This window comes from Pseudomonas izuensis (assembly GCF_009861505.1).
Taxonomy (GTDB): domain Bacteria; phylum Pseudomonadota; class Gammaproteobacteria; order Pseudomonadales; family Pseudomonadaceae; genus Aquipseudomonas; species Aquipseudomonas izuensis.
This window is the reverse complement of the sequence record NZ_WTFT01000012.1, coordinates 1-22,676: the sequence shown is the minus strand read 5'-3', so window position 1 is coordinate 22,676 and position 22,676 is coordinate 1. Positions and strand designations below refer to the sequence as shown.

Below are 22,676 nucleotides of genomic sequence, written 5' to 3'. Positions count from 1 at the left end.
AGTGCGATGCGCTTTTCCGATCTGACCCAACGTATCGCCGGTGACGGCGCTGCCGCCTGGGATATTCACTACCGTGCGCTGGCCATGATGGAGCAGGGCAAGGACATTCTGCTGTTGTCGGTGGGCGACCCGGATTTCGACACGCCGCAACCGATCGTGCAGGGCGCCATCGACAGCTTGTTGTCCGGCAACACCCACTACGCCGAGGTGCGCGGCAAGCGTGCCTTGCGCGAAGCCATCGCCAAACGCCACCGGCAACGCAGTGGCCAACCGGTGACAGCCGACGAGGTCACGGTACTGGCCGGGGCGCAATGCGCGCTGTTCAGCGTGGCCCAGTGCGTGCTCAATCCGGGCGATGAAGTGATCGTCGCCGAACCGATGTACGTCACCTACGAGGCCGTATTCGGTGCCTGCGGTGCGGTGGTGGTGCCCGTGCCGGTGCGTTCGGAGAACGGTTTCCGCGTGCAGCCCGAAGACGTCGCCGCTCGTATCACCCCGCGCACCCGCGCCCTGGCGCTGAACAGCCCGCACAATCCGTCGGGGGCAAGCCTGCCGCGCAGCACCTGGCAAGCCCTGGCCGAACTGTGCATCGCCCACGACCTGTGGCTGATATCCGACGAGGTCTACAGCGAGCTGCTGTTCGACGGCGAACACGTCAGCCCGGCAAGTTTGCCGGGCATGGCCGAGCGCACCGCGACCCTCAACAGCTTGTCGAAATCCCACGCCATGACCGGTTGGCGCGTCGGCTGGGTGGTGGCGCCGCCATCCTTGTCCGCGCACCTGGAAAACCTCGCGTTGTGCATGCTCTACGGCTCACCGGACTTCATTCAGGACGCTGCCGTGGTGGCGCTGGAAAGCCAGCTGCCGGAGCTGGACGCCATGCGCGAAGCCTATCGCCAGCGTCGCGACCTGGTTTGCGAAAACCTGGCCGGTTGCCCCGGCGTGCGTGCTTTGAAGCCCGATGGCGGTATGTTCGTGATGGTCGATATCCGCGAAACCGGGCTCAGCGCCCAGGCATTCGCTGATCGACTGCTGGATCGTCATGGCGTTTCGGTGCTGGCCGGTGAAGCTTTTGGTCCGAGCGCTGCCGGACATATCCGCCTCGGGCTGGTGGTAGGTGCCGCGCCCTTGCGCGATGCCTGCCAGCGCATTGCCCGTTGTGCACAGGAATTGATGGAGGCTCAGGTTCATGCTTGATCACAAGACACTGTTTATTGACGGGCGCTGGCAAACCACGTCTGGCCAAGGCGTCGCCGAAGTCATCAACCCGGCCACCGAAGAAGTCGCCGGCCGCGTGCCGCTGGGCGATGAGCGCGATGTCGATAACGCCGTGGCGGCGGCGCGCAAGGCCTTTGGGCCATGGTCGCGTACGCCATCCAGCGTGCGCGCCGGTTATATCCGCGCCTTGACCGAACAACTGAAAGCCCGCGCCGATGAAATGGCGGCGGTGATCACCACTGAACTGGGCATGCCGGTGCAGTGGAGTCGTTCGGTACAGGTAGACGGGCCGATCATGGGCCTGGAGCAGTACATCGAACTGGCCGGTTTGATGGACGAAGTACGCGAAGTCGGCAACTCGCTGGTGATCCGCGAGGCGGTGGGCGTCTGCGCGTTCATCAACCCGTGGAATTACCCGCTGCACCAATTGATCGGCAAGCTTGCGCCAGCACTGGCCGCCGGTTGCACGGTGGTGGTCAAGCCGAGCCAGGAAACGCCGCTGCACGCGTTTTTGCTGGCGCAGATGATCGAAGACATCGGCCTGCCGGCCGGCGTGTTCAACCTGGTCAGCGGGCCGGGCTCGAAGGTCGGCGAAGCCCTGGCCAGGCACCCGGACGTGGACATGGTGTCGTTCACCGGTTCCACCGGCGCGGGCGTGCGGGTCTCCCAGGCAGCGGCACCCTCGGTGAAGCGGGTGTGCCTGGAACTGGGCGGCAAGTCGGCACTGCTGATTGCCGAAGATGCCGATCTGGACGCCGCGGTGCGCTATGGCGTGCAGGACGTGATGATCAACTCCGGCCAGACCTGCACCGCGCTGACCCGCATGTTGCTGCCGGCCAGCCGTTATGCCGAAGCGGTTGCAATTGCGCTGGAGGAAACCCTGAGCCTGAAAATGGGCGATCCGCTCGATCCACAAAGCTTCCTCGGCCCGATGTGCTCGGCCGGGCAACGCCGCACCGTGCTCGATTACATCAAGGTCGGCCAGGAGGAAGGCGCACGCTTGCTGTGCGGCGGCGATGGGTTGCCGGAATTCGAAAGGGGCTACTACGTCAGCCCGACGCTGTTCGCCGATGTCGACAACAGCATGCGCATCGCCCAGGAAGAAATCTTCGGCCCGGTGTTGTGCCTGATCCCTTATGACGATGAGGCACAGGCGATCCAGATTGCCAACGACTCGCCGTTCGGCCTGTCCAGCGGCGTCTGGGCCGGCAGTACCGGGCGGGCGCTGGAACTGGGGCGACAACTGCGGGCGGGCCAGTGTTTCCTGAATGGCGCGGCGTTCAATTATCAGGCGCCGTTCGGTGGCTACAAGCAGTCGGGTAATGGACGTGAATGGGGGGAAGAGGGGCTCAACGAATTCGTCGAAGTGAAGGCGATTCAGGTGTGACCGTCAACGATTCAAGTGTTTTGCGCACCGGGCCCTGGCCCGGTGTCTTGCGTGGCTTTGAACGGGTATTTCATTAGTCTTTATCAGGGGCAATGCAATGAGCGATAACAAAAACAAGATTACTCAAGCGAACCATGAATTCAGTTTCCCGCGTCGCGACTTTTTAAAGTACAGCGCGGCAGCAGCGGCGATGGCCGGGGCGTTCTCCATGGGCCTGCCGTTGGGTGCCTTCGCTGCAGAAGCCACGCCAAAACCCGGTGGCGTGTTGCGCCTGGGCCTGGCCGGTGGCAGCACCACCGACTCGAAAGATCCGGGCTCCTGGAGCGACACCTTTACCTTCGTCGGTTTCTCGGCGGTCTATAACACCCTGACCGAAATTGCCGTGGACGGCACGGCTATTCCCGAGCTGGCGGAAAGCTGGACCTCGACCCCGGACGCCCGTGTCTGGACCTTCAAGCTGCGCCAGGGCGTGACCTTCCACAACGGCAAGACCCTGACCGCCGATGACGTGGTCACCTCGATCCAGCATCACCTCGGGGAAAAATCCACCTCGGCGGCCAAGACCGTATTGGGCGACGTGGCCAAGGTCAGCGCCAATGGCAGCGACAGCGTGGTGTTCGAACTGCATTCGGGCAACGCTGATTTCTCGTATGTGGTCGCCGACTATCACCTGGTGATCATGCCGAGCAAGGACGGGGTGGCAGACTGGCAGGCCGGTGTCGGCACCGGCGGCTATCGCCTCAAGGATTTCGAGCCGGGCGTGCGCATGACCCTGGAACGTAGCCCCGATTACTGGAAAGCCGGGCGCGCGCACTTCGCCGGTGCCGAACTGATTGCCATCGCCGACGGCGCGGCGCGGGTCAATGCGCTGGTCACCGGGCAAGTGGACGTGATCAACAAGGTCGATCTGAAAACCGTGGCGTTGCTCAAGCGCAACCCGAACCTGGTGATCGAAGAAACCAAGGGTGCCCAGCACTACACCTTCCCGATGCTCACCGACAGCCAGGTGTTCCAGAACAACGACGTGCGCATGGCGATGAAGCACGCGATCAACCGTGAAACCCTGTTGGCTTCGGTGCTGTACGGCTATGGCCTGGTGGGCAACGATCATCCGATCCAGCCCGGCAGCCGCTTCATCAACACCGCTTTGGAGCAACGCAGCTACGACCCGGACAAGTCGCGTTTCTACCTGAAAAAGGCCGGGCTGGATTCGCTGAAGGTGCGCCTGCAAGCCTCCGACGCGGCGTACACCGGCGCCGTCGACGCCTCGGTGCTGTTCAAGGAACAGGCACGTGCGGCCGGGATCGACATAGACGTGGTGCGGGAACCGGCCGACGGTTTCTTCTCCAACGTCTGGATGAAGCAGCCCTTCACCACCTCGTTCTGGTACAGCAGCCTGACCGCCGACCGCATGTTCAGCATCGGTTACGCCAAGGGCGCGGCGTGGAACGAAACCCACTGGGACAACCCACGCTTTAACCAACTGCTCAACGCCGCCCGCGGCGAAATGAACGACCCGCTGCGCCGCGAGATGTACAACGAAATGCAGGCGCTGTGCCGGGATGACGGCGGGGCCATCGTGCCGTTGTTCGCCAGTTCCGTGGCGGCGCGCTCCAACCGCGTCGCGCATGGTGGGCAGACTGCGCCCTATGGCGAGCTGGATGGCCTGCGGGTGATTGAGCGGTGGTGGCAGGCGTAAGGCCGGTCGCGGTTTTCAGGACAATGAAGATCCCTGTGGGAGCTGGCTTGCCAGCGATAGCGGTGTGTCAGTCAACATCAATGCTGGCTGTTGTGACGCCATCGCTGGCAAGCCAGCTCCCACAGGTTATGTGTGCGTCTTCGTGAGTGTGCCCATTTAAGGAATTGCGCGGTGAATAGTATTTTAAAGTTGCTACTTCAGCGTTTGGCATTGGGGCTGTTATCGCTGTTTGCGGTGTCAGTGATCATTTTTCTCGCGGTCGGCATGCTCCCGGGCGATATCGCCCAGGCCATGCTCGGCCAGTCCGCCACCCCGGAAACCGTGGCGGCGTACCGGGCGCAACTGGGGCTGGACCTGCCGCCGCTGACCCGCTTCGGGCACTGGATCTGGCACCTGCTGCAAGGTGACCTCGGCGTGTCGCTGGCCAACCAGCGGCCCATCGCCGAACTGGTGGGTACGCGTCTGGGCAACACCTTCAGCCTGGCGCTGCTGGCCGCACTGGTGTCAGTGCCGCTGGCCTTGCTGCTGGGGATGCTCGCCGCGTTGTATCGCAACAGCTGGTTCGACCGCTTGCTCAATACCTCGGCCCTGAGCGCGGTGTCGTTCCCTGAGTTCTTCGTCGCCTACATCCTGATCCTGGTGTTCGCGGTCAAGCTCAACTGGTTCCCGAGCATTTCCAACCTGTCGCCGAATGCCTCCCTGGGCGAAGTCCTTGAGCGCTCGGTACTGCCGGTCGCAACCCTGAGCCTGGTGGTGATCGCGCAGATGATGCGCATGACCCGCGCCTCCCTGATCAACCTGCTGGCCAGCCCGTACATCGAAATGGCCCGGCTCAAGGGCATCAGCCAGTCGCGGATTATCTTCCGCCATGCCCTGCCCAATGCCTTGGCGCCCATCGTCAACGTGGTGGCATTGAACCTGGCGTACCTGGTGGTCGGTGTGGTGGTGGTCGAAGTGGTGTTCGTCTATCCGGGGCTCGGCCAGTTGCTGGTGGACTCGGTGGCCAAGCGTGACATCCCGGTGGTGCAGGCCTGCAGCCTGATCTTCGCAGCGACCTACATCCTGCTCAATACCAGTGCCGATGTGCTGTCCATCGCCAGCAACCCACGCCTGATGCATCCGAAGGGGTAAGCCATGAGCCTTTTGAAACAAATAGTGCGGGCGCCGCTGAGCGCCAAATTCGGGCTGCTGGTGATCGCGCTGTACATCCTGGTGGCCGTGTTCGCACCGGTATTGGCACCGTTCGGCGAGACCCAGGTGGTGGGCGAGGGCTTCGCCCCGTGGGGAGGGCAGTTCCTGTTGGGCACCGACAATCTGGGGCGCGACATGTTCAGCCGTCTGGTCTACGGCGCGCGCAATACGTTGGGCATCGCGTTCCTGACCACGATGCTGGCGTTTCTGCTGGGTGGCCTGAGCGGTCTGATCGCGGCGATCAAGGGCGGCGCGATCGATCAGGGCCTGTCTCGGGTGGTGGACATCCTGATGGCGATTCCACAACTGATCTTCGCCTTGCTGATTCTCAGCGTGGTCGGCACCACGGCGACGTCGCTGGTGCTGGTGATCGCGCTGCTGGATGCAACCCGGGTATTCCGCCTGTCACGGGCGGTGGCGATGAACGTGGTGGTGCAGGACTTCGTCGAAGCGGCGCGCCTGCGCGGTGAAGGCTTGTGGTGGCTGGTGACCCGCGAAGTGCTGCCGAACGCGGCGGCGCCGTTGATTGCCGAATTTGGCCTGCGCTTCTGCTTCGTGTTCCTGTTCATCAGTGCGCTGTCGTTCCTCGGCCTGGGCATTCAACCGCCCACCGCCGACTGGGGCAGCATGGTGCGCGACAACGCCGTACTGATCACCTTTGGCGACATCAGCCCGTTGCTGCCCGCCCTGGCCGTGGCGCTGATCACGGTGAGCGTCAATTTCGTCGTCGACTGGATGCTGCACAAATCCAGCGGCCTCAAGGAGTGCTGAACATGACGACCTCCAAACCTTTGCTGGAAATCCGCGACCTGTACATTGAAGGCCATTACGAAGATGCCTGGCATCCACTGATCAGGGGCATCGACCTGACCCTGCAACGCGGTGAAGTACTAGGGCTGATCGGTGAGTCGGGGGCGGGCAAATCCACCCTCGGCCTGTCGGCCATGGGCTATACCCGCGACGGCTGCCGGATCACCGGCGGCTCGGTGCACTTCGACGGCATCGACCTGCTCAAGGCCAAGCCGGAAGCCCTGCGCAAGTTGCGCGGTCTGCGCATTGCCTACGTCGCGCAAAGTGCGGCAGCTTCGTTCAACCCGGCCCATCGCTTGATCGATCAGCACGTGGAAACGGCGGTGAAGAACGGCGGCATGAGCCGCGAACAGGCCATGAGCGAAGCGGTGGAACTGTACCGCGTGCTCCACCTGCCCAATCCCGAGAAGATTGGCCAGCGCTATCCGCACCAAGTCTCCGGCGGCCAGTTACAGCGGGTCATGACCGCCATGGCCATGGCCTGTCACCCGGACCTGATCATCTTCGACGAACCCACCACTGCGCTGGACGTGACCACCCAGATTGAAGTGCTGGCGGCCATTCGTGATGCCGTGAAGACCTACGGCAGCGCGGCAATCTACATCAGCCACGACCTGGCGGTGGTGGCGCAAATGGCCGACCGGATCATGGTGCTGCGTCACGGCAAACTGGTGGAAGAGGCCGAGACCCGTCAGATGCTTGGCGATCCGCAGGAGGAGTACACCAAGTCGTTGTGGGCGGTGCGCAGTTTCCGCACCGAACCCAAGGCTTGTCCGCACGAAGAAAAGCCTTTGCTGGAATTGCGCAACAGCTGCGCCAGCTACGGTCATCAACCGGTGCTGCATGACGTTTCATTGAAGCTCTACAAGGGTCAAACCCTGGCGGTGATCGGCGAGTCCGGCAGCGGCAAGAGCTCCACGGCACGGCTGATCACCGGTTTGCTGCCGCCGACTTACGGCGAAGTGCTGTACGACGGAAAGCCGCTGCCAGCGGACTTCCGTCAGCGTAGCAAGGAACAATTGCGGCGCATCCAGATGATCTACCAGATCCCCGATACGGCCCTCAATCCACGCCAGCGCATTGTCGACATCATCGGCCGGCCGCTGACGTTCTATCTGGGTCTCAAGGGCAAGGCGATGCGTGCACGGGTGGCCGAGCTGCTGGAGATGATCGAACTGGACCCCGCGACCTTCATGGAGCGCCAGCCCCGCGAACTGTCCGGTGGGCAGAAACAGCGGATCTGCATCGCCCGGGCACTGGCGGCCGATCCGCAGTTGATCATCTGTGACGAAGTCACCTCGGCCCTTGATCAACTGGTGGCCGAAGGCGTATTGAAGCTGCTCAATCGAATTCAGCAACAGCTGGGTGTCGCTTACCTGTTCATCACCCACGATGTCGCCACCGTGCGCGCGATTGCCGATGAGGTGCTGGTGATGCAACGGGGCAGGGTGGTGGACCACGGTTCGCGCAGTGCAATATTCACCCCGCCACACCAGGATTACACCGGGCTGCTGTTCTCTTCGGAACCACAGATGGACCCCGACTGGCTCGACCGCCTGCTGGCCAGCCGTGCTTCGAATTCAAACCCTACGCTGGAAAAAGTCTAAGGAACCACCATGAAAGTACTGATCGTTCACGCTCATCCCGAGCCGAAATCCTTCACCGCAGCCCTGCGTGACCAGGCCGTGGCGACCCTCGAAGCCCAGGGCCACGAAGTGCAGGTCAGCGACCTGTACAAGATGAATTGGAACCCGGTGGCCAGCGATGCCGACTTCTCTTCCCGGGAAAACCCCGAATACCTGGTGTATGCGCTGGAGCAACGCCTTGGGGTGAAAAGCCAATCGCTGGCGGCGGATATCCAGGCGGAACTGGACAAGCTGCTGTGGGCTGATCTGCTGATCCTCAACTTCCCGATCTTCTGGTTCTCCGCACCGGCCATGCTCAAGGGCTGGATCGACCGGGTGCTGGTGTCGGGCATCTGCTATGGCGGCAAGCGCTTCTACGATCAGGGCGGGCTCGCGGGCAAGAAAGCGTTGGTAACCGTGACCCTGGGCGGGCGTGAGCACATGTTCGGCGAGGATGCGATCCATGGTCCGTTGCAAGACATGCTGCGGCCGATCCTGCGCGGGACATTGGCGTATGTCGGTTTCGACGTGCTGGAGCCGTTCGTGGCCTGGCATGTGCCTTACATCAGCGATGAAGCGCGCCAGCAATTCCTCAAGGACTACGCCCTGCGCCTGCAACACCTGAGTGATGATCAGCCTCTGGAGTTTCCGAAGCTTTCGCAGTTCGACGAGCTGCTCTACCCACTGACCACCAAGGCCTGATTAACACCACAAACCCTGTAGGAGCGAGCCTGCTCGCGATGAGGCCAGTAGCCTCAACATCTCCATCGCCTGTTCTACCGCTATCGCGAGCAGGCTCGCTCCTACAGTTTTTGATCATTGCCTGCGCGTACACCGTCGCAAATTCCGCCCCCATTGTTCTGAATCCACAAACACTGAAGTCGCCGAGATTGGAATTGTTGGCTGTCAGGGCGCGCCTTATCGTTCGCCCGTAGCCCGATGGCACTGTCGACCATCGAGCACCCAAAACAATAACAATATCCGGAGTATTTCGATGAGAGCTGGATTCAGTCTCGCGATGAATGTGGCAGGTCTGGGTCTGTGTGCCCTCGGTGCTGCCCTGTATCCAGCCGGCGAGGCGCAGGCGTCGGGCATTCCCTATGCCAGCAACCGGCCGCAAAGCTTCCAGTTCAGTTCGGACTTCACCGAGCCTTACAACTCGGTGGGTCAGGAGTTTGAATACAACAACGACCGCCAGCGCTTCGACGATCACGGCAACAAGGTCGCCGGCCCTGGCACCGAAACCTGGGTTGGCCTGACCTCATTACTGCATTACTGGAAGATGGACGGGCTGCCCAATACCGGTTTCATCGCCAGTGTCACCCTCCCGGAGATTGCGGTTCGCGGCAATGGTACGCGGGTCAGCGGCCTTGGCGATCCACTGGTCGGCGGTTTGGTCTGGTACAACCCGACCCCGCTGCGCACCATCGGCATGCAGGCCTACGTGCAACTGCCGACCGGTGCGGACTCGGTCAGCAGCGACACCTACGCCCTGTGGCCTTCGCTGTTCTACAACGAATGGCTGGGCAAGGTGAACATCGACCTGCTGGTCGGCGCGATCATTCGCGGCGAAGGCCCGCACCACACCGATCCCGGCGACACGGGCCACGCCAACCTGCGCGTGGGCTACAACGTCGTCGATCGCCCGACGTACCAGATCACACCCTTCGTCAGTGCTGACTACCAGAAGACCTTCAGCACCAAGGATCGCGACAACAACACCGTCGAATTCTCTGAGTCCAACGAAACCGCGCTGGGCGCCGGTGTGCTGTTCCAGCTCAAGCCCGGCGTGCAGAAAGTGTTCAACCAAAAAATGTGGGACCAGGTGTCCATCCACTATTCCAAAGGCGTGGAAGGGCGCAACACCACGGTCACGGACGGCTTGTTTGTGCAGTTCTGGCACTACTGGTGAGTGATCGACCCCTGCCTGTGCCTTGTGATTTACCCGTGTGGCCGCTACCCGTTCCGGAGAATAAAAAATGAATGAAGAAAACGACAAACTTGCCCTGTCACGCCGCAGCTTTATCAAGGCCGGCGCTGCCGGTACGGCTGTTGCCGCGCTGTCGGGCGTGGCTGGACGGGCAATGGCCAGCGACGAGCTGCCGTTCGACAAAGAGCACGACATTGTCGTCGTCGGCGGTGGCGGCAGTGGTTTGCCGACCGCCTTGTTCGCCCGTTGGCTGGGCAACGATGTTGTGATCCTGGAAAAAGCCGGGAGCCCTGGCGGCACCGCGGCCAAGGCGGCGTTCTGGTATTGGGTGCCGAACAACAAGCCGATGCGTGACGCCGGCATCGTCGATGACAAGGCCGACTACATGCGCTATGTGGCCCGCCTGACACGCCCGCAATCCTACGATGCCTCGTTGCCCAAACTCGGTCTGTCGGATTGGGAATACGAAATGTGCGAAGCCATCTACGACAGCGCATCGCCTGCCGCCGAACTCTTGGCCGAGCGCGATGCGCTGCCTTACCGTCACTGCCCGGACGTGCCGGACTACTGGTACGAACTGCCCGAAGACAAGGCCAAGAAAGGTCGCGTGCTGCTGCCCAAGGACGCCCGGCCGAGCATGTCCGACGGTGGTCGCGTGGCGATTCGCACGCTGACCGCGGCCGCCAAGCGTGACGGCATCCAGATCCGTACCGGCGAGCGTGTGGTCAAGGTCATCCAGAACGACAAGGGCGAAGCGGTCGGTGTCGAGGTCGAGAACGAAGAGGGCACCCGTGAGCGGGTCAGGGCACGCAAGGCGGTGATCTTCGCCACGGGTGGTTTCACCCACGATCCGGAGCTGCGTCGCAACTTCCTCAACGCCCCGGTCTACGGCGGTTGCGCAGCCCTGACCAATGAAGGCGATTTCATCCGTATTTCCAGTGACCTGGGGGTTCAGTTGCGCAACATGAACTACGCGTGGTCGTGCCCGATCCTGTTGGAGAAAGCCCTGGCCAAGGACGGATCGATGTCCGGCATTTTCACCATGACCGGCGATTCGATGCTGATGGTGAACAAGTACGGCAAGCGCGTCGTCAACGAAAAAACCGTCTACAACGAAATGGTCCCGACCTTCTTCCAGTGGGATGGCGACAAAGCCGAATATCCGAACCTGGTGATGTTTTCGATCTGGGACCAGCAGGCTCAGGACAACTGCTTCAGCGACGAATACGGCTCGCCCATCGTGCCCAAGGGCGGCAACGATCGCCATGTGGTCCGTGGCGAAACCCTGGAAGAGTTGGCGAAGAACATTGCCGAGCGGCTCGACAAACATGCCGCCGACATCGGTGGCATGAAGCTCAGCCCGGATTTCAACCTGAACCTGAAGGCCACGCTCAAGCGCTTCAACGAGCTGGCGAAGAAGGGCAAGGATGTGGACTTCCAACGCGGCGAGCTGGTGATTCAGGGCGTGTTCACCGGTCCCGTCAAAACTGGCCGCACCGGCAACCTGACAATGTACCCGCTGGCCGCGAAAGGCCCGTACTACGCAGCATTGATCACCGGCGGCAACCTCGACACCAAGGGCGGGCCGAAAACCAACTCCTACGGCCAGGTGCTGAACAACGCCAATGCGCCGATTCCCGGCCTGTACGGCGTCGGCAACTGCGTGGCTTCGGCGTCCGGCCGCGCCTATTGGGCCGGTGGTTCGACCCTCGGCCCGATCATCGCCTTTGCCTATCGGGCGGCGAATCAGGCGCATAAGGAACCGGTGCGCAGCTGAACCTGGCCGCAGCCGCGATCACCCGTGGCTGCGGGTAACCCGTAATTGCATGAGAACCAGACCATGAACCACTTCATCCCACGCACCGCGGCACTGTTACTGCTGACGGCAAGCATTGGTCTGGCGGGCAGCGCTCAGGCCGACGAGCTGGAAATCGCGCAAAAAATGGCGACCAACCATTGTTCGGTCTGTCACACCTTCGACAAGGGCGGGCCGCCGGGGCAGGGGCCCAACCTGTTCGGGCTGATCGGTCGCAAGGCCGCCAGCGAGAGCAACTTCACCTACAGCGATGGCTACCGCAAAGCCATGGACGGCAAGGTCTGGGACGAACAAATGCTCGATGCCTGGCTGACCGATGCCCAGACCGTCGCGCCGGGCAGCGCCATGGTTTATTCCCAGGACGACGCGGCCAAACGCCAGAAGATCATCACCTACATCAAATCGCTGCACTGACAGACCTATAACGAATCGGAGACAGCCATGATCAGCACCCTGACAATGACCGACGAACAACGTAAATCAGTCGCCCTGGAATACCTCAAGGCCTTCGACAACGGCGGTGTGACCTCCACCGGCGGCAGCATTCTCGAACTGTTCGCCGAAGACGCCCAGGTTCTGTTCCCGAAATGGGGCCTGGCGACCGGCCGCGAGCAGATCGGCCAGATGTTCGGTGACCTGGGCAGCCGCTTGAAGTCGATCACCCACGACTATGCGCACTTCAACTGGATACTCACCGGCACCGATACGCTGGTCTGTGAGGGCACCAGTTTCGGCGAGCACGTCGATGGACCCTGGCGCGCCGGCGTGCCGACGGCGGCGGGCGCAGGCTACTGGGCCGACGTGTTCGAGATACGCGACTTCAAGATCCAGCGCTGCTTTATTTATCTGGACCCCGACTATGGCAGCCAGGACACCGCACGCTACCCTTGGCTAAATCGCTGAATGGCTGTGTTCAACGGACACACATACCTGTAGGAGCGAGCCTGCTCGCGATGGACGTCAACGATAACGCGACCTGTCTGGATGACCGCGTTGTCTGGGCGTTTTTCGCGAGCAGGCTCGCTCCTACAGGGAAAAGCATTCACCTTGGGGCAGTAGCGGCTAATCTCGTTGTTCATATGAGAGCAAGAACATCCAGAGTACCTGCCCCATGGATCGTTTACTCAGTGTCGAAGCCTTTGTGCGGGTGGCCGAAACCGGCAACTTCGCCAAGGCGGCCCAGCAACTGGGGGTGACCCGCTCGGTGATCACCCACCGCATCCAGCAGTTGGAGCAGTTCATCAATGCGCCGTTGTTCCACCGCAGTACGCGGCATGTGCGGCTCTCCGAGGTGGGGGAGACCTACTACAAGGAATGCGCGGACATGGTCGCGAGCTTCAACTCGCTGACCGAACACATGCGTGAACTGCGCGCCAAGCCCACTGGCAAGTTGCGCATCCAGATGCTGCCGGGGTTTGCCATCGGCCACTTCGGCAGGATGCTGGCCGAGTTCACGCGGTTGTACCCGGACATCGAGGTTGACGTCATCGTCAATGACCGGGTGGTGGACCCGATCGAAGAAGGCTTCGATGTCGCGTTCCAGATGTTCCCGCCCATGGCGGAAACCCTGATCGAACGCAAACTGTTCAGTGTTCGCCGCTTATTCTGCATGTCCCCTGAATATGCCGAAGCGTTCGGCGTGCCCACGCACCCCCAGCAATTGCTGCAACACAAGATTGCCCTGTATGAGGGCTATCCGTCGCGCAACCGCTGGATCTTCACCGGAAAGGACGAGCAAGTGGAGCTGAGTCTGCCGGGTCAGGTCCGCTCGAACTCTGTGCATTTGTTGCGTGATTACGCATCCACCGGGGTTTGCATTGTCTGTCTGCCGACACTGGTGGCCAGCGAAGACCTGCTTAACGGCCGTCTGATTCCGGTACTGCCCGATTACGCATTGTCGTCCTTCAATTTCTCCGCGGTGTATCCCGCTACCCAGCGCCGGGCTTTGAAAGTGCGCACGTTGATCGATTTCCTGGTGGAAAATTTCGGTGACGATCCCTGCTGGGACAAGCCGTTGCTGGCGCGTGGCTGGGTGCGCTGAGAGGACGGCGATCCAGTTGTGGGAGCGAGCCTGCTCGCGAAAAACGCCTGAACAATGCGGTTATTCAGGCAGGTCGCGTTTTCGTTGACGTCCTTCGCGAGCAGGCTCGCTCCCACAGTGGAACGGGGCAACAGTTAAGTACCGCAGTGTTTGCGTTTCGCGAACACTGTTGTCGTTGACTCTCTAATTGTTCCCGAATGGGGTCAGTCGTACTGTTGGTTCACGGTTACTACAACAACAAAACGGTGAATTCCATGAGTAGCGCGGCAATCGAAACAGTCTTCGGCTCGCTGGAAAATTACAGCAAAGGCTCGGTTGAAATCGTCAGCGGCCAGGCCAGTCATTACGCCTTTTCGAACATCTTCGAAGTGGCACAAAAATCCCTTCCTTATGAAAAAGTCGTGGTCGGCCTGAATCTGGGCTACGTCGTGGAAACCTTGCGCGCCGAAGGGCAATCGCCCTGGTACACGGCGGCGCACGATGAATTCGCCATCGTCATGGACGGTGAGGTACGGGTGGATTTCCTCAAGCTCGATGCGCCTTTGACCGACGGCGAAGGCACCCGGCTGGCCGGTGACGTGCCGGCCGGCAAACCGATGGGCTATGTGCTGCTCAAGCGCGGCCATCAATGCCTGTTGCCGGTCGGCAGCGCCTATCGATTCGAAGCCGGCCGGCCGGGCGTGATCCTGCAGCAGACGATCAAGGGGCCGTTGTCGGTCGAGAAGTGGGCAGACATCTGCTTCAAATGATTTGTCCAGCCCGACCGTCCAACCCACAACTACAAGAGGAATCCCGCCATGGCCATGCTTGAAACCGCTGCCCAAACCGCCCACTTTGCCGACGATGAAGTCCGGGCCAGCGCTCCCCACGCCATTACCGGCTACCGCTCATTCAACCTTGGCGCCTTCGAACTGTCGCGCGACGAGTATTTCGCCCGCATCACCTGGCCGGCCAAAGGCCAGACCCGCTCGCACCTGATACCGGTGGATGCCTTTCTGCGCGCCCTGATGCGCGATGTGGCCTGGGGCTTTTTCTACGGTTGGGTCAATTTCGACCACGTCATCGGCACCCGTAACTACTACGGCAAGGTCGACCTGTACGCCGGCACCTTCAACGGCACGCTCAAGGCGGCCGGGGTCAACTACACCGAAAACTTTGAAACGCCGCTGATCATGGCCACCTTCAAGGCCATCCTGCGTGACTGGACCAATGCCACCTTCGACCCGTTCGCGGCACCGGAAGAAACCGGTTCGGCCTTCGGTCGCAAGAACGGCGACAACATCGAGGCCATCGAACGCTTCCGCATCGCCACCAAGCGTATGCCGGGTCTGCCGGATGACTCGCCGCTGCGCAACGATCTGCCGGTCAATCGCCAGTTCATCGACGTTCCCCAGGATGAGCCTGAAGTCCACGGGGCAGAAGGTTTCGAAGGCGAATTGCATGCCTTCAACCTGTTCAAGTATCTGTCGCGCTCCGACGTGACCTGGAACCCTTCGGTGACCTCGGTGTGCAAGGCCAGCCTGTTCTGTCCGACCACTGAAGAATTCATCTTGCCAGTGTTCCATGGCAATGACCGGGTCGAGTGGTTCTTGCAGCTGTCCGACGAGATCATCTGGGATGTCGGCGACAAGGACGACGGCAACCCCCGCGCTCGCATCACCATGCGCGCCGGTGATATTTGCGCCATGCCCGCCGACATTCGCCATCAGGGCTATTCCACCAAGCGCTCGATGCTCATGGTCTGGGAAAACGCCACGCCGAACCTGCCGCAACGCTACGAAAGCGGCGAGCTCAAGCCGTATCCCATCGAGTTCTAATCCCTGGCGCCTGGCCCGGCACACGTCGGGCGAGGCACTCGAATCAAATCGTCAACACTGCGCCACAGGCGCGGTGCGAGGAAAATTTTATGCAAAATCAGCTCTATATCGATGGCCAATTCGTCGATGCAGTCGCCGGTGGCACCATCGACGTCGTCTCGCCCCATGACGGCTCCTTGATTACCCGCATCGCCGCCGCCGAAGCGGCGGACATCGATCTGGCGGTGGCCGCCGCCAAGCGCGCCTTCCCGGCCTGGGCGGCCCTGGGCGCTGCCGAGCGGGGGCGCCTGTTGCTCAAGCTGGCGGACAAGATCGAGGCGTGCAGTGAGGAACTGGCGCAACTCGAATCCCTGAACACCGGGCACCCGATCCGTGATTCCCGTGGCCTGGACGTGCCGCGCACGGCCGCTTGCTTCCGCTATTTCGGCGGGATGGCCGACAAGATCGAAGGTTCGGTGATTCCGGTCGAAGCCGGGTTTCTTAATTACGTGCAGCGCAAACCCATCGGCGTCGTCGGGCAAATCGTTCCCTGGAACTTCCCGCTGATGTTCACCAGCTGGAAAATGGGCCCGGCACTGGCGGCGGGCAACACCATCGTCATCAAGCCTTCGGAAATCACCCCGCTGACGACCTTGCGCATTGTCGAGCTGATGACGGAAGTCGGCTTCCCCAAAGGCGTGGTCAACGTGGTGCCCGGTTATGGCCATACCGCCGGCCAGGCGCTGGCGGAGCACCTCGACGTGGGCAAGATTGCCTTCACCGGGTCAACGGCAACCGGGCGCCGGATTGTTCAAGCGTCCTCCAGCAACCTCAAGCGTATTCAACTGGAGCTGGGCGGCAAGGGCGCCAATATCGTGTTTGAAGATGCCAATCTGGAAGCCGCCGTCAACGGCGCGGCCTGGGCGATCTTCCACAATCAGGGGCAAGCCTGCATCGCCGGTTCACGCTTGATTTTGCACAAAGACATCGCCGACCGGTTCCTCGAGCGCTTCATCGCCTTGGCCAAGTCCATTCGCCTGGGCGATCCGATGGACCCCGAGACCGAAATGGGCCCGCTGACCTCGGCGCTGCACCGCGACCGTGTCATGAGCTACATCGATATCGCCATCGAGCAGGGCGGCAAAGTCCTCGCCGGCGGCAAAGCGCCGGACGACAAAGCGCTGGCCAACGGCTTTTACATCGAACCCACGGTGGTCGAGGCCAGGCCCGATGATCGGGTGTGCCAGGAAGAAGTCTTCGGTCCGTTCGTCACTGTGGTGCGTTTCAGCACCGATGAAGAAGCCCTGGCCATCGCCAACAGCACCGAATACGGACTGGGCAGCGGCCTGTGGACGCAGAACCTGTCCCGCGCGCACAAAATGGCCAATGCCATTCACGCCGGCATGTGCTGGATCAACTGCTACAAACGCGTCAGCCCCGGCAGTCCGTTTGGCGGTGTCGGCCAGTCGGGTTATGGCCGTGAAATGGGCTTCGAAGCGATCCACGATTACACCGAGGCCCGCTCGGTGTGGGTCAACGTCGACGCCAACATCGCCCCTTACTACTCGCGCTGAGGCCAGTCATGAATCCTTTCATTTACCAAAGCCTGCCGACCCGTGTGGTGTTCGGCTGGGGCAAGCTCTCGGCGCTGGCTGAAGAGATCGAACGGCTGGGCGCCCGGCGTGCGTTGATCCTCACCACGCCGGAACAGCACGGGCTCGGTGAACAGGTCGCGGCGCTGCTCGGTGACCGTGCGGCGGGTGTTTACCCGCATGCCGTGATGCACGTTCCGTTGGAAGTGGCGCAGGCGGCGCGGGTCGAAGCTGCGCGCCTGGAGGCCGATTGCTGCGTGGCCATCGGCGGTGGTTCGACCATCGGCCTGGGCAAGGCGATTGCCATGGATTCCGGGCTGCCGATCGTGGCGGTGCCGACGACCTATGCCGGTTCGGAGATGACCCCGATCTACGGGTTGACCGAAAACCGCCTGAAAAAAACCGGGCGCGATCCCAGGGTGTTGCCCAAGACCGTGATCTATGACCCGCAATTGACCCTGACCCTGCCAGTGCAGATCTCGGCCTGCTCCGGCATGAATGCCATGGCTCACGCAGTTGAAGCGCTGTACGCCCAGGACGCCAACCCGATCATCGGCTTCATGGCCGAAGAATCGATTCGCTCGCTGGCGCAAGCGTTGCCGGGCGTGGTCAATGACCCCAACGATCCGGATGCCCGTAGCCAGGCGTTGTACGGCGCGTGGCTGGCGGGCATCTGCCTGGGGTCGGTTGGCATGGCCTTGCACCACAAGCTTTGCCACACCTTGGGCGGGACCTTCAATCTGCCCCACGCCCAGGCGCACGCCATCGTTCTGCCCCACGCCGCGCATTACAACCGTGAAGCGGCGGCCGGGCCGTTGCAACGGGCCGCGCGAGCCTTGGGGGGCGAAGACGCGCAGGAGGTGGGTGCTCTTTTGTATGCCTTGAACCAGAAACTGGGCATACCACTGGCGCTGGCGGACATCGGCCTGCCAGAAAGCGGTCCGGCCGAAGCCGCGCAAATCGCCTGTGCCAGCCCTTACTACAATCCACGGCCCTTCGAACAGGGCCCGATTGAAGCGTTGTTGACCCGCGCCCTGCAAGGCCTGGCGCCGGCCTGAACTCATCCTCGTCGGAATGACAACAATGACCGATCAAGACAGAATTTTCGAATCACTGATCTCCGAAAAAGCGGTGAACAGTTTCAATGATGCGCCGAATGCGCGTTACAAGCAGATCATGCAAAGCCTGGTGCGTCACCTGCATGCGTTTGTCAGTGACGTCGAACTGACCGAACAGGAATGGTTTGAAGGCATTGGTTTTCTCACCGACACCGGCCACAAGTGCGATGGCCTGGTGCGCCAGGAATTCATTCTGCTGTCGGACACTCTCGGCGTGTCGATGCTGGTCGACGCGATCAACCATCGACACAGTGCCAACGCCACCGAGACCACCGTGTTCGGGCCGTTCTACATCGAAGGCATGCCTGAGCGCGAATTCGGCGAAAACATGGCGTTCACCCCGGGCGAGCCGGCCCTGGTGCGCGGGCGTGTGGTCGACACCCGGGGCAATCCCCTGGCCGGTGCAGTGCTGGACGTCTGGCAAACGGCGGAAAACGGCATGTACTCGGGCCAGGACAGCGCACAACCGTTCGGCAATCTGCGCGGTCGCTACCGCACCAATGCCGATGGCTACTTTGCGATTCGCACGATCGTCCCGGTGTGTTACCCGATTCCCACCGACGGTCCGGTGGGGCGCATGCTGGAGGCCGCCAATCGCCACCCGTGGCGGCCGGCGCACCTGCATTTCATGATCGAGGTGCCGGGGTATCGCAAACTGGTGACCCACCTGTTCAATCGCGATGATCCGTACCTGGAGTCTGATGCGGTGTTTGGCGTCAAGCAGTCGCTGCAGGTCATCTATGAAGACCGGCTCACCCACGATGACCTGTCCGAACAGCTCGATATCCAGGTGCCGTTCAAGCGGGCGTGTTACGAATTCGTCATGGAAGCGGTGTGAATATGGGCCAGTTCTTTGCGGTGTTCGCCACTGACCGTCCGGGTTCGCTGGCCCTGCGTCAGCGTCTGCGGCCCAGTCACCAGGCCCATTTGCGGGCGAGCGAGACGCACCGGGTCGTTGTGCGGCTCGGTGGTCCGACCCTGGATGACGCCGGCGCGGCGATGAATGGCACGTTGCTGGTGATCGAGGCGGGCAGCCTGCCGGAGGTGGAAGCGTTTATGCGCGACGACCCTTATGTGCAGGCCGGGCTGTTTGCGAGTCTCCAGATCCGCCCTTGGCACTGGAGTCTCGGCAACCCGGAAATGCGTGGCTGACCATGACCCTTATCACGTTGTGCCAACTCGACGACATCACCGACGGCGGTGCCCTGGGCCTGCCCCAGCACCGACAACTGCATCCCGCCGGGCTGATTGCCGTGCGCCGGGGCGAGCAGGTGTGGGTCTACGTCAATCGCTGCCCGCATTTCTCGGTACCGCTGGACTATCGCCCGCAGGAGTTCTGCACCTATCGCGCCAAGGTGCTGATGTGCGCGCATCACAGTGCAATGTTTCGTTTCGAAGACGGGCATTGCATCGACGGCCCTTGCAAGGGGGCGCAACTGGAGGCCGTGACGGTTCGCCGGGTGGAAAACAGCCTGGTCATGGAGGCGGGTGAGGAACGGTGATCTACAATCCTTGGGGGTGAACCACGCCCATACGGAGATCATCATGAAAAGGTTGTCACCCGTCAGCCTGTGCGTCGCATTGGCGGTTTTCAGTGCCCAGGGCTGGGCCGAAACCGTGGTGCCGATGAAAGGCCAGAGTTCGCAACAGACTCAACTGGACATCACCGATTGCCACAACATTGCCGCCAGCCAGGCGTCGTCTACCACGACCACGCCGTCCGGCGGTCGGATGAAAGGCGCCGCCGTTGGGGCCGCCGCCGGTGCCGCCGGTGCGCAAGTGCGCGGCCGTCAGCATGACGAGTTCTATGATCGCGTCGATGACGACACCAAGCAGGATTACCGGCAAAACCAGGCCAAGCAGACCGCGGCGGCGGGCGCGGTGGTGGGTGGCGCACGCCAGCGCCAGGAACGCCGGGCGCAAAACAAAACCGCTGCGTCCACCACCTCGACGGCCTATACCAGTTGCCTGCAGGGCAAGGGCTACCAGGTCAATCCCTGACAACACACATCCCCTGTAGGAGCGAGCCCGCTCGCGATGGTCGTCAACGATAACGCGGGCTGTCTGAATGCCCGCGTTGCCTGGACGTTTTTCGCGAGCAGGTTCGCTCCTACAGGAGAGGGTACGGCTTCTGGTCTGGTCGCTGATCGAGCAGATGAACCATCAGGCAGGCATACAGCGTCACCGCGATAAACAACCCCATGCGCACCGCAAACGCGGTGTAGACGTCCTTGCCCGCCGCGCTGTCCTGCACCGACTGGCCCAATAGGATGATCAGGGTGATCAGGGTGTTCATCCAGAAGCCGGGGCTCCAGCGGCCGGGGCTGAGGCCGTAGAGCTTGCGCGCCAGGATCAGGCCGAACAGCAGCATCCACAGGAAGTACATCCACAGGTGCACGAACAGGCTGAGCGCACTCCAGAACAGGATCGCCAACAGACCGCCGAGCAGCGTCGATCCCAGCAGTTCGCGGCCGGCGTTGCGGGCCGAGGTGGTGGAGCTCTGCTGCCCCAGATTGACCGCCTTGAGCACGATGGGCAGATAGCTGGCCGGGTCGATCAGCGCCAGCAGAAATGCCGGGATCACGATCAAAGTCGCACGCAACGCCACCCGATGGACTTCGTTCTCTGGCAAGGCCGGGGCGGCGGGTGGAGCGGGGGCATTGGCCGGTTCGGGGAACAAGCCGTGACTCACCACGCCGACCATGACTGCCAGCAGCAGGCCCGCGACCAGCGCCGTGATGACCGTCAGCGCCAAGTCAAAGTCGGCAAATCCCGCCGACGAAATCATGGTCAGGCCGATCACCAGCAAGGTGACGATCAGGCCATTGCCGCCCCTCAAGCCAAAGCCAAACACCGCGAACAGACAAAGCCCGATCAGCAACACGCCGCTGAACCCGAAGTAGCGCAGTAGAGGAATCAGCAACAGGCCGATGCCAGTGGTCAGCATCGCCACCAAACCGAGCGCCAAGGCAGCCTTGAACGACAACGGACGGTTGAGGGACACCAGCAACAGTGCGCACAACACCGGGGCCAGAAACGGAATCGGCAATGCCAGGCCATAGCTGGCGGCCAGGCACAACGCGGTGCCGGTGGCCAGACGCGCGGCGCGCTGGACCCGCGGCGAGCGCTCGGTACGCATGCTCTTGGTAGGCATGCTTTCAGTAGGCATGCTCTCAATAGGCATAGGAAAGCCAGCTCATCAGCCCGAGGAAGATCCGGCCCAAAGGATTGAGCACATTGCCCTCGGAAGGAAAGGCCATCACCTCGGCCTGGCCGCCGGCGCGAATGGAGCGGTTGTCCTTGATCATGGCCAGTGACTCGGCGGAAAACTCGATGATCACCGGGAAGCGTTGGGCCGGTCGCAGCCAATCGCGGCTGTTCTGCACCGTGGGCAAGGTGCCGGGGGCGGACGGCTGGCCCACGCTGACCCCGTAGCCGAGACTGCGCACGCGGCCCTCGAATACTTCGCCGGGCAATGCATCGAGCACGATCGACACTGGCGTGCCGGTTTTGACCCGGCCGAGATTGTTCTCGGTCATGTCGGCACTGATCCACACGTCATGGATCGCGATCAGGGTCATGACCGGATTGCCGGCGGCCGCGAACTGGCCGACATCGGTGCGCAAGTCGGTGATCAGCCCGGCCGAGCGCGCCCGGACCTGGGTATTGGACAGGTCCAGCTCGGCCTTCGACAAGGCGGTGGCGGCGCTGCGCAGTTTGGCGTTGTCATCCTCGCTGCCGCCTTCCGTTTCACGGGCGCGCTGCACTTCGGCGCGGGCGGCGGCGACCTGGCTGATGGCGGCTTCGTGGTTGGCGCGGGACACTTCCAGCAGGCGCACGGAGATGGTGCCGGGGTCTTCGCGATACAGGCCTTCAAGGCGCTTGTTGTCCTGGCGGGCCTTGAGCTCATTGGCCTGTGCCGCCCGCAGGTTGGCTTGCGCCGAAGCGATGCCGGCGGTGCTGGCTCCGACCTGCCGACGTGTGGACTCAAGGTCCGCTCGCGCACGGTCGACGGCTATTTGATAGGGCTGCGGGTCGATCTCGAAGATGACGTCCCCGGCCTTGACGTCCTGATTGTTGCGCACGTTGACGCGGATTACCCGGCCCGCGACTTCCGCCGCCACCGGAATCACGAAGGCGCCAACCCGCGCCTGTTGCGTGTAGGGCGTAAAACGATCCGCCAGCAGATACCAGGTCAGGCTGAGGACGATCAGCAGCAACACCCCTTTCACGCCTTTTTTTGTCGGGTCGGCGGCAGGCTGCGCTGGCGGCGGGCAACACCATAGTCATCAAGCATTCGGAAATCACCCCGCTGACGACCTTGAGCCTTGTCGAGCTGATGACGGAAGTAGGCTTGACCAAAGGCGTGGTCAACGTGGTGCCCGGTTAGGGGCATTCCGGTGGCCGGGCGCGGGGGGGGCCGCCGTGGGTGGGGGAGGGTCGCTTTCGCGGG

Annotated in this window: 23 protein-coding genes; 21 read left to right on the top strand and 2 right to left on the bottom strand. The window is 62.1% G+C overall.

The features are described 5' to 3' along the window. Nucleotides 1-6 precede the first annotated feature (6 nt). From GPL81_RS12235 to GPL81_RS12140, 20 genes are all read left to right on the top strand, one after another. Nucleotides 7-1,197, top strand: coding sequence for a pyridoxal phosphate-dependent aminotransferase (locus tag GPL81_RS12235; protein WP_096511641.1), 1,191 nt, complete (start codon nucleotides 7-9; stop codon nucleotides 1,195-1,197). After that, on the top strand, nucleotides 1,190-2,605 hold the full coding sequence (locus GPL81_RS12230) for an aldehyde dehydrogenase family protein (RefSeq protein WP_160106914.1): 1,416 nt from the start codon (nucleotides 1,190-1,192) through the stop codon (nucleotides 2,603-2,605). Before GPL81_RS12235 ends, GPL81_RS12230 begins: the two co-directional genes overlap by 8 nt. Before the next feature lie 97 nt (nucleotides 2,606-2,702). Continuing rightward, nucleotides 2,703-4,304: an ABC transporter substrate-binding protein gene (locus GPL81_RS12225; protein ID WP_160106913.1), complete on the top strand. Its 1,602-nt coding sequence runs from the start codon at nucleotides 2,703-2,705 to the stop codon at nucleotides 4,302-4,304. A 171-nt stretch (nucleotides 4,305-4,475) separates the two neighbouring features. Next, on the top strand, nucleotides 4,476-5,435 hold the full coding sequence (locus GPL81_RS12220) for an ABC transporter permease (protein ID WP_160106912.1): 960 nt from the start codon (nucleotides 4,476-4,478) through the stop codon (nucleotides 5,433-5,435). A gap of 3 nt (nucleotides 5,436-5,438) precedes the next feature. Beyond that, entirely contained in the window at nucleotides 5,439-6,266 is an 828-nt protein-coding gene (locus GPL81_RS12215; RefSeq protein WP_160106911.1) for an ABC transporter permease, read from the top strand. A 2-nt stretch (nucleotides 6,267-6,268) separates the two neighbouring features. Beyond that, nucleotides 6,269-7,912 (top strand): ABC transporter ATP-binding protein, encoded by a 1,644-nt coding sequence (locus tag GPL81_RS12210; protein ID WP_160106910.1) that lies wholly within the window; start codon nucleotides 6,269-6,271, stop codon nucleotides 7,910-7,912. Nucleotides 7,913-7,921: 9 nt separating this feature from the next. Further along, entirely contained in the window at nucleotides 7,922-8,632 is a 711-nt protein-coding gene (locus GPL81_RS12205; protein ID WP_160106909.1) for an NAD(P)H-dependent oxidoreductase, read from the top strand. A 292-nt stretch (nucleotides 8,633-8,924) separates the two neighbouring features. Continuing rightward, nucleotides 8,925-9,842, top strand: a complete 918-nt coding sequence (locus tag GPL81_RS12200; protein ID WP_246218920.1) for a transporter — start codon at nucleotides 8,925-8,927, stop codon at nucleotides 9,840-9,842. Nucleotides 9,843-9,909: 67 nt separating this feature from the next. Then, entirely contained in the window at nucleotides 9,910-11,637 is a 1,728-nt protein-coding gene (locus GPL81_RS12195) for an FAD-dependent oxidoreductase (protein WP_160106908.1), read from the top strand. Nucleotides 11,638-11,700: 63 nt separating this feature from the next. Continuing rightward, complete coding sequence (locus GPL81_RS12190; protein WP_160106907.1) at nucleotides 11,701-12,090, top strand: c-type cytochrome; 390 nt, start codon at nucleotides 11,701-11,703, stop codon at nucleotides 12,088-12,090. 27 nt (nucleotides 12,091-12,117) lie between these two features. Beyond that, on the top strand, nucleotides 12,118-12,579 hold the full coding sequence (locus GPL81_RS12185; protein WP_160106906.1) for a nuclear transport factor 2 family protein: 462 nt from the start codon (nucleotides 12,118-12,120) through the stop codon (nucleotides 12,577-12,579). A gap of 208 nt (nucleotides 12,580-12,787) precedes the next feature. Beyond that, complete coding sequence (locus GPL81_RS12180; RefSeq protein ID WP_160106905.1) at nucleotides 12,788-13,717, top strand: LysR family transcriptional regulator; 930 nt, start codon at nucleotides 12,788-12,790, stop codon at nucleotides 13,715-13,717. Nucleotides 13,718-13,971: 254 nt separating this feature from the next. Continuing rightward, nucleotides 13,972-14,466: a cupin domain-containing protein gene (locus GPL81_RS12175; protein ID WP_160106904.1), complete on the top strand. Its 495-nt coding sequence runs from the start codon at nucleotides 13,972-13,974 to the stop codon at nucleotides 14,464-14,466. A gap of 48 nt (nucleotides 14,467-14,514) precedes the next feature. Further along, nucleotides 14,515-15,534 carry a hydroxyquinol 1,2-dioxygenase gene (locus tag GPL81_RS12170; RefSeq protein WP_160106903.1) on the top strand — a complete coding sequence of 340 codons (1,020 nt, stop codon included), beginning with the start codon at nucleotides 14,515-14,517 and terminating at the stop codon, nucleotides 15,532-15,534. Nucleotides 15,535-15,623: 89 nt separating this feature from the next. Beyond that, nucleotides 15,624-17,087, top strand: a complete 1,464-nt coding sequence (locus GPL81_RS12165; RefSeq protein ID WP_096511628.1) for an aldehyde dehydrogenase family protein — start codon at nucleotides 15,624-15,626, stop codon at nucleotides 17,085-17,087. An 8-nt stretch (nucleotides 17,088-17,095) separates the two neighbouring features. After that, nucleotides 17,096-18,163, top strand: a complete 1,068-nt coding sequence (locus GPL81_RS12160) for a maleylacetate reductase (protein ID WP_160106902.1) — start codon at nucleotides 17,096-17,098, stop codon at nucleotides 18,161-18,163. 25 nt (nucleotides 18,164-18,188) lie between these two features. After that, the gene (locus GPL81_RS12155) at nucleotides 18,189-19,061 is read left to right on the top strand and encodes an intradiol ring-cleavage dioxygenase (RefSeq protein WP_160106901.1); all 873 of its coding nucleotides are present in this window, start codon (nucleotides 18,189-18,191) and stop codon (nucleotides 19,059-19,061) included. 2 nt (nucleotides 19,062-19,063) lie between these two features. Beyond that, the gene (locus tag GPL81_RS12150; RefSeq protein ID WP_160106900.1) at nucleotides 19,064-19,375 is read left to right on the top strand and encodes a YciI family protein; all 312 of its coding nucleotides are present in this window, start codon (nucleotides 19,064-19,066) and stop codon (nucleotides 19,373-19,375) included. A gap of 2 nt (nucleotides 19,376-19,377) precedes the next feature. Then, a complete protein-coding gene (locus tag GPL81_RS12145) occupies nucleotides 19,378-19,725 on the top strand; it encodes a Rieske (2Fe-2S) protein (protein ID WP_160106899.1) in 348 nt (115 codons plus the stop codon). Nucleotides 19,726-19,768: 43 nt separating this feature from the next. Beyond that, entirely contained in the window at nucleotides 19,769-20,224 is a 456-nt protein-coding gene (locus GPL81_RS12140) for a YMGG-like glycine zipper-containing protein (RefSeq protein WP_160106898.1), read from the top strand. Between the two features lie 109 nt (nucleotides 20,225-20,333). On the opposite strand, the gene GPL81_RS12135 is transcribed toward GPL81_RS12140, so the two are convergent. Continuing rightward, nucleotides 20,334-21,362 (bottom strand): DUF2955 domain-containing protein, encoded by a 1,029-nt coding sequence (locus GPL81_RS12135; protein ID WP_160107159.1) that lies wholly within the window; start codon nucleotides 21,360-21,362, stop codon nucleotides 20,334-20,336. A 34-nt stretch (nucleotides 21,363-21,396) separates the two neighbouring features. Then, the gene (locus GPL81_RS12130; RefSeq protein WP_160106897.1) at nucleotides 21,397-22,455 is read right to left on the bottom strand and encodes an HlyD family secretion protein; all 1,059 of its coding nucleotides are present in this window, start codon (nucleotides 22,453-22,455) and stop codon (nucleotides 21,397-21,399) included. An 8-nt stretch (nucleotides 22,456-22,463) separates the two neighbouring features. Here GPL81_RS12130 and GPL81_RS12125 point away from each other — a divergent pair, with 8 nt between their 5' ends. Further along, nucleotides 22,464-22,613: an aldehyde dehydrogenase family protein gene (locus tag GPL81_RS12125; protein ID WP_281355034.1), complete on the top strand. Its 150-nt coding sequence runs from the start codon at nucleotides 22,464-22,466 to the stop codon at nucleotides 22,611-22,613. Nucleotides 22,614-22,676: the final 63 nt, after the last annotated feature.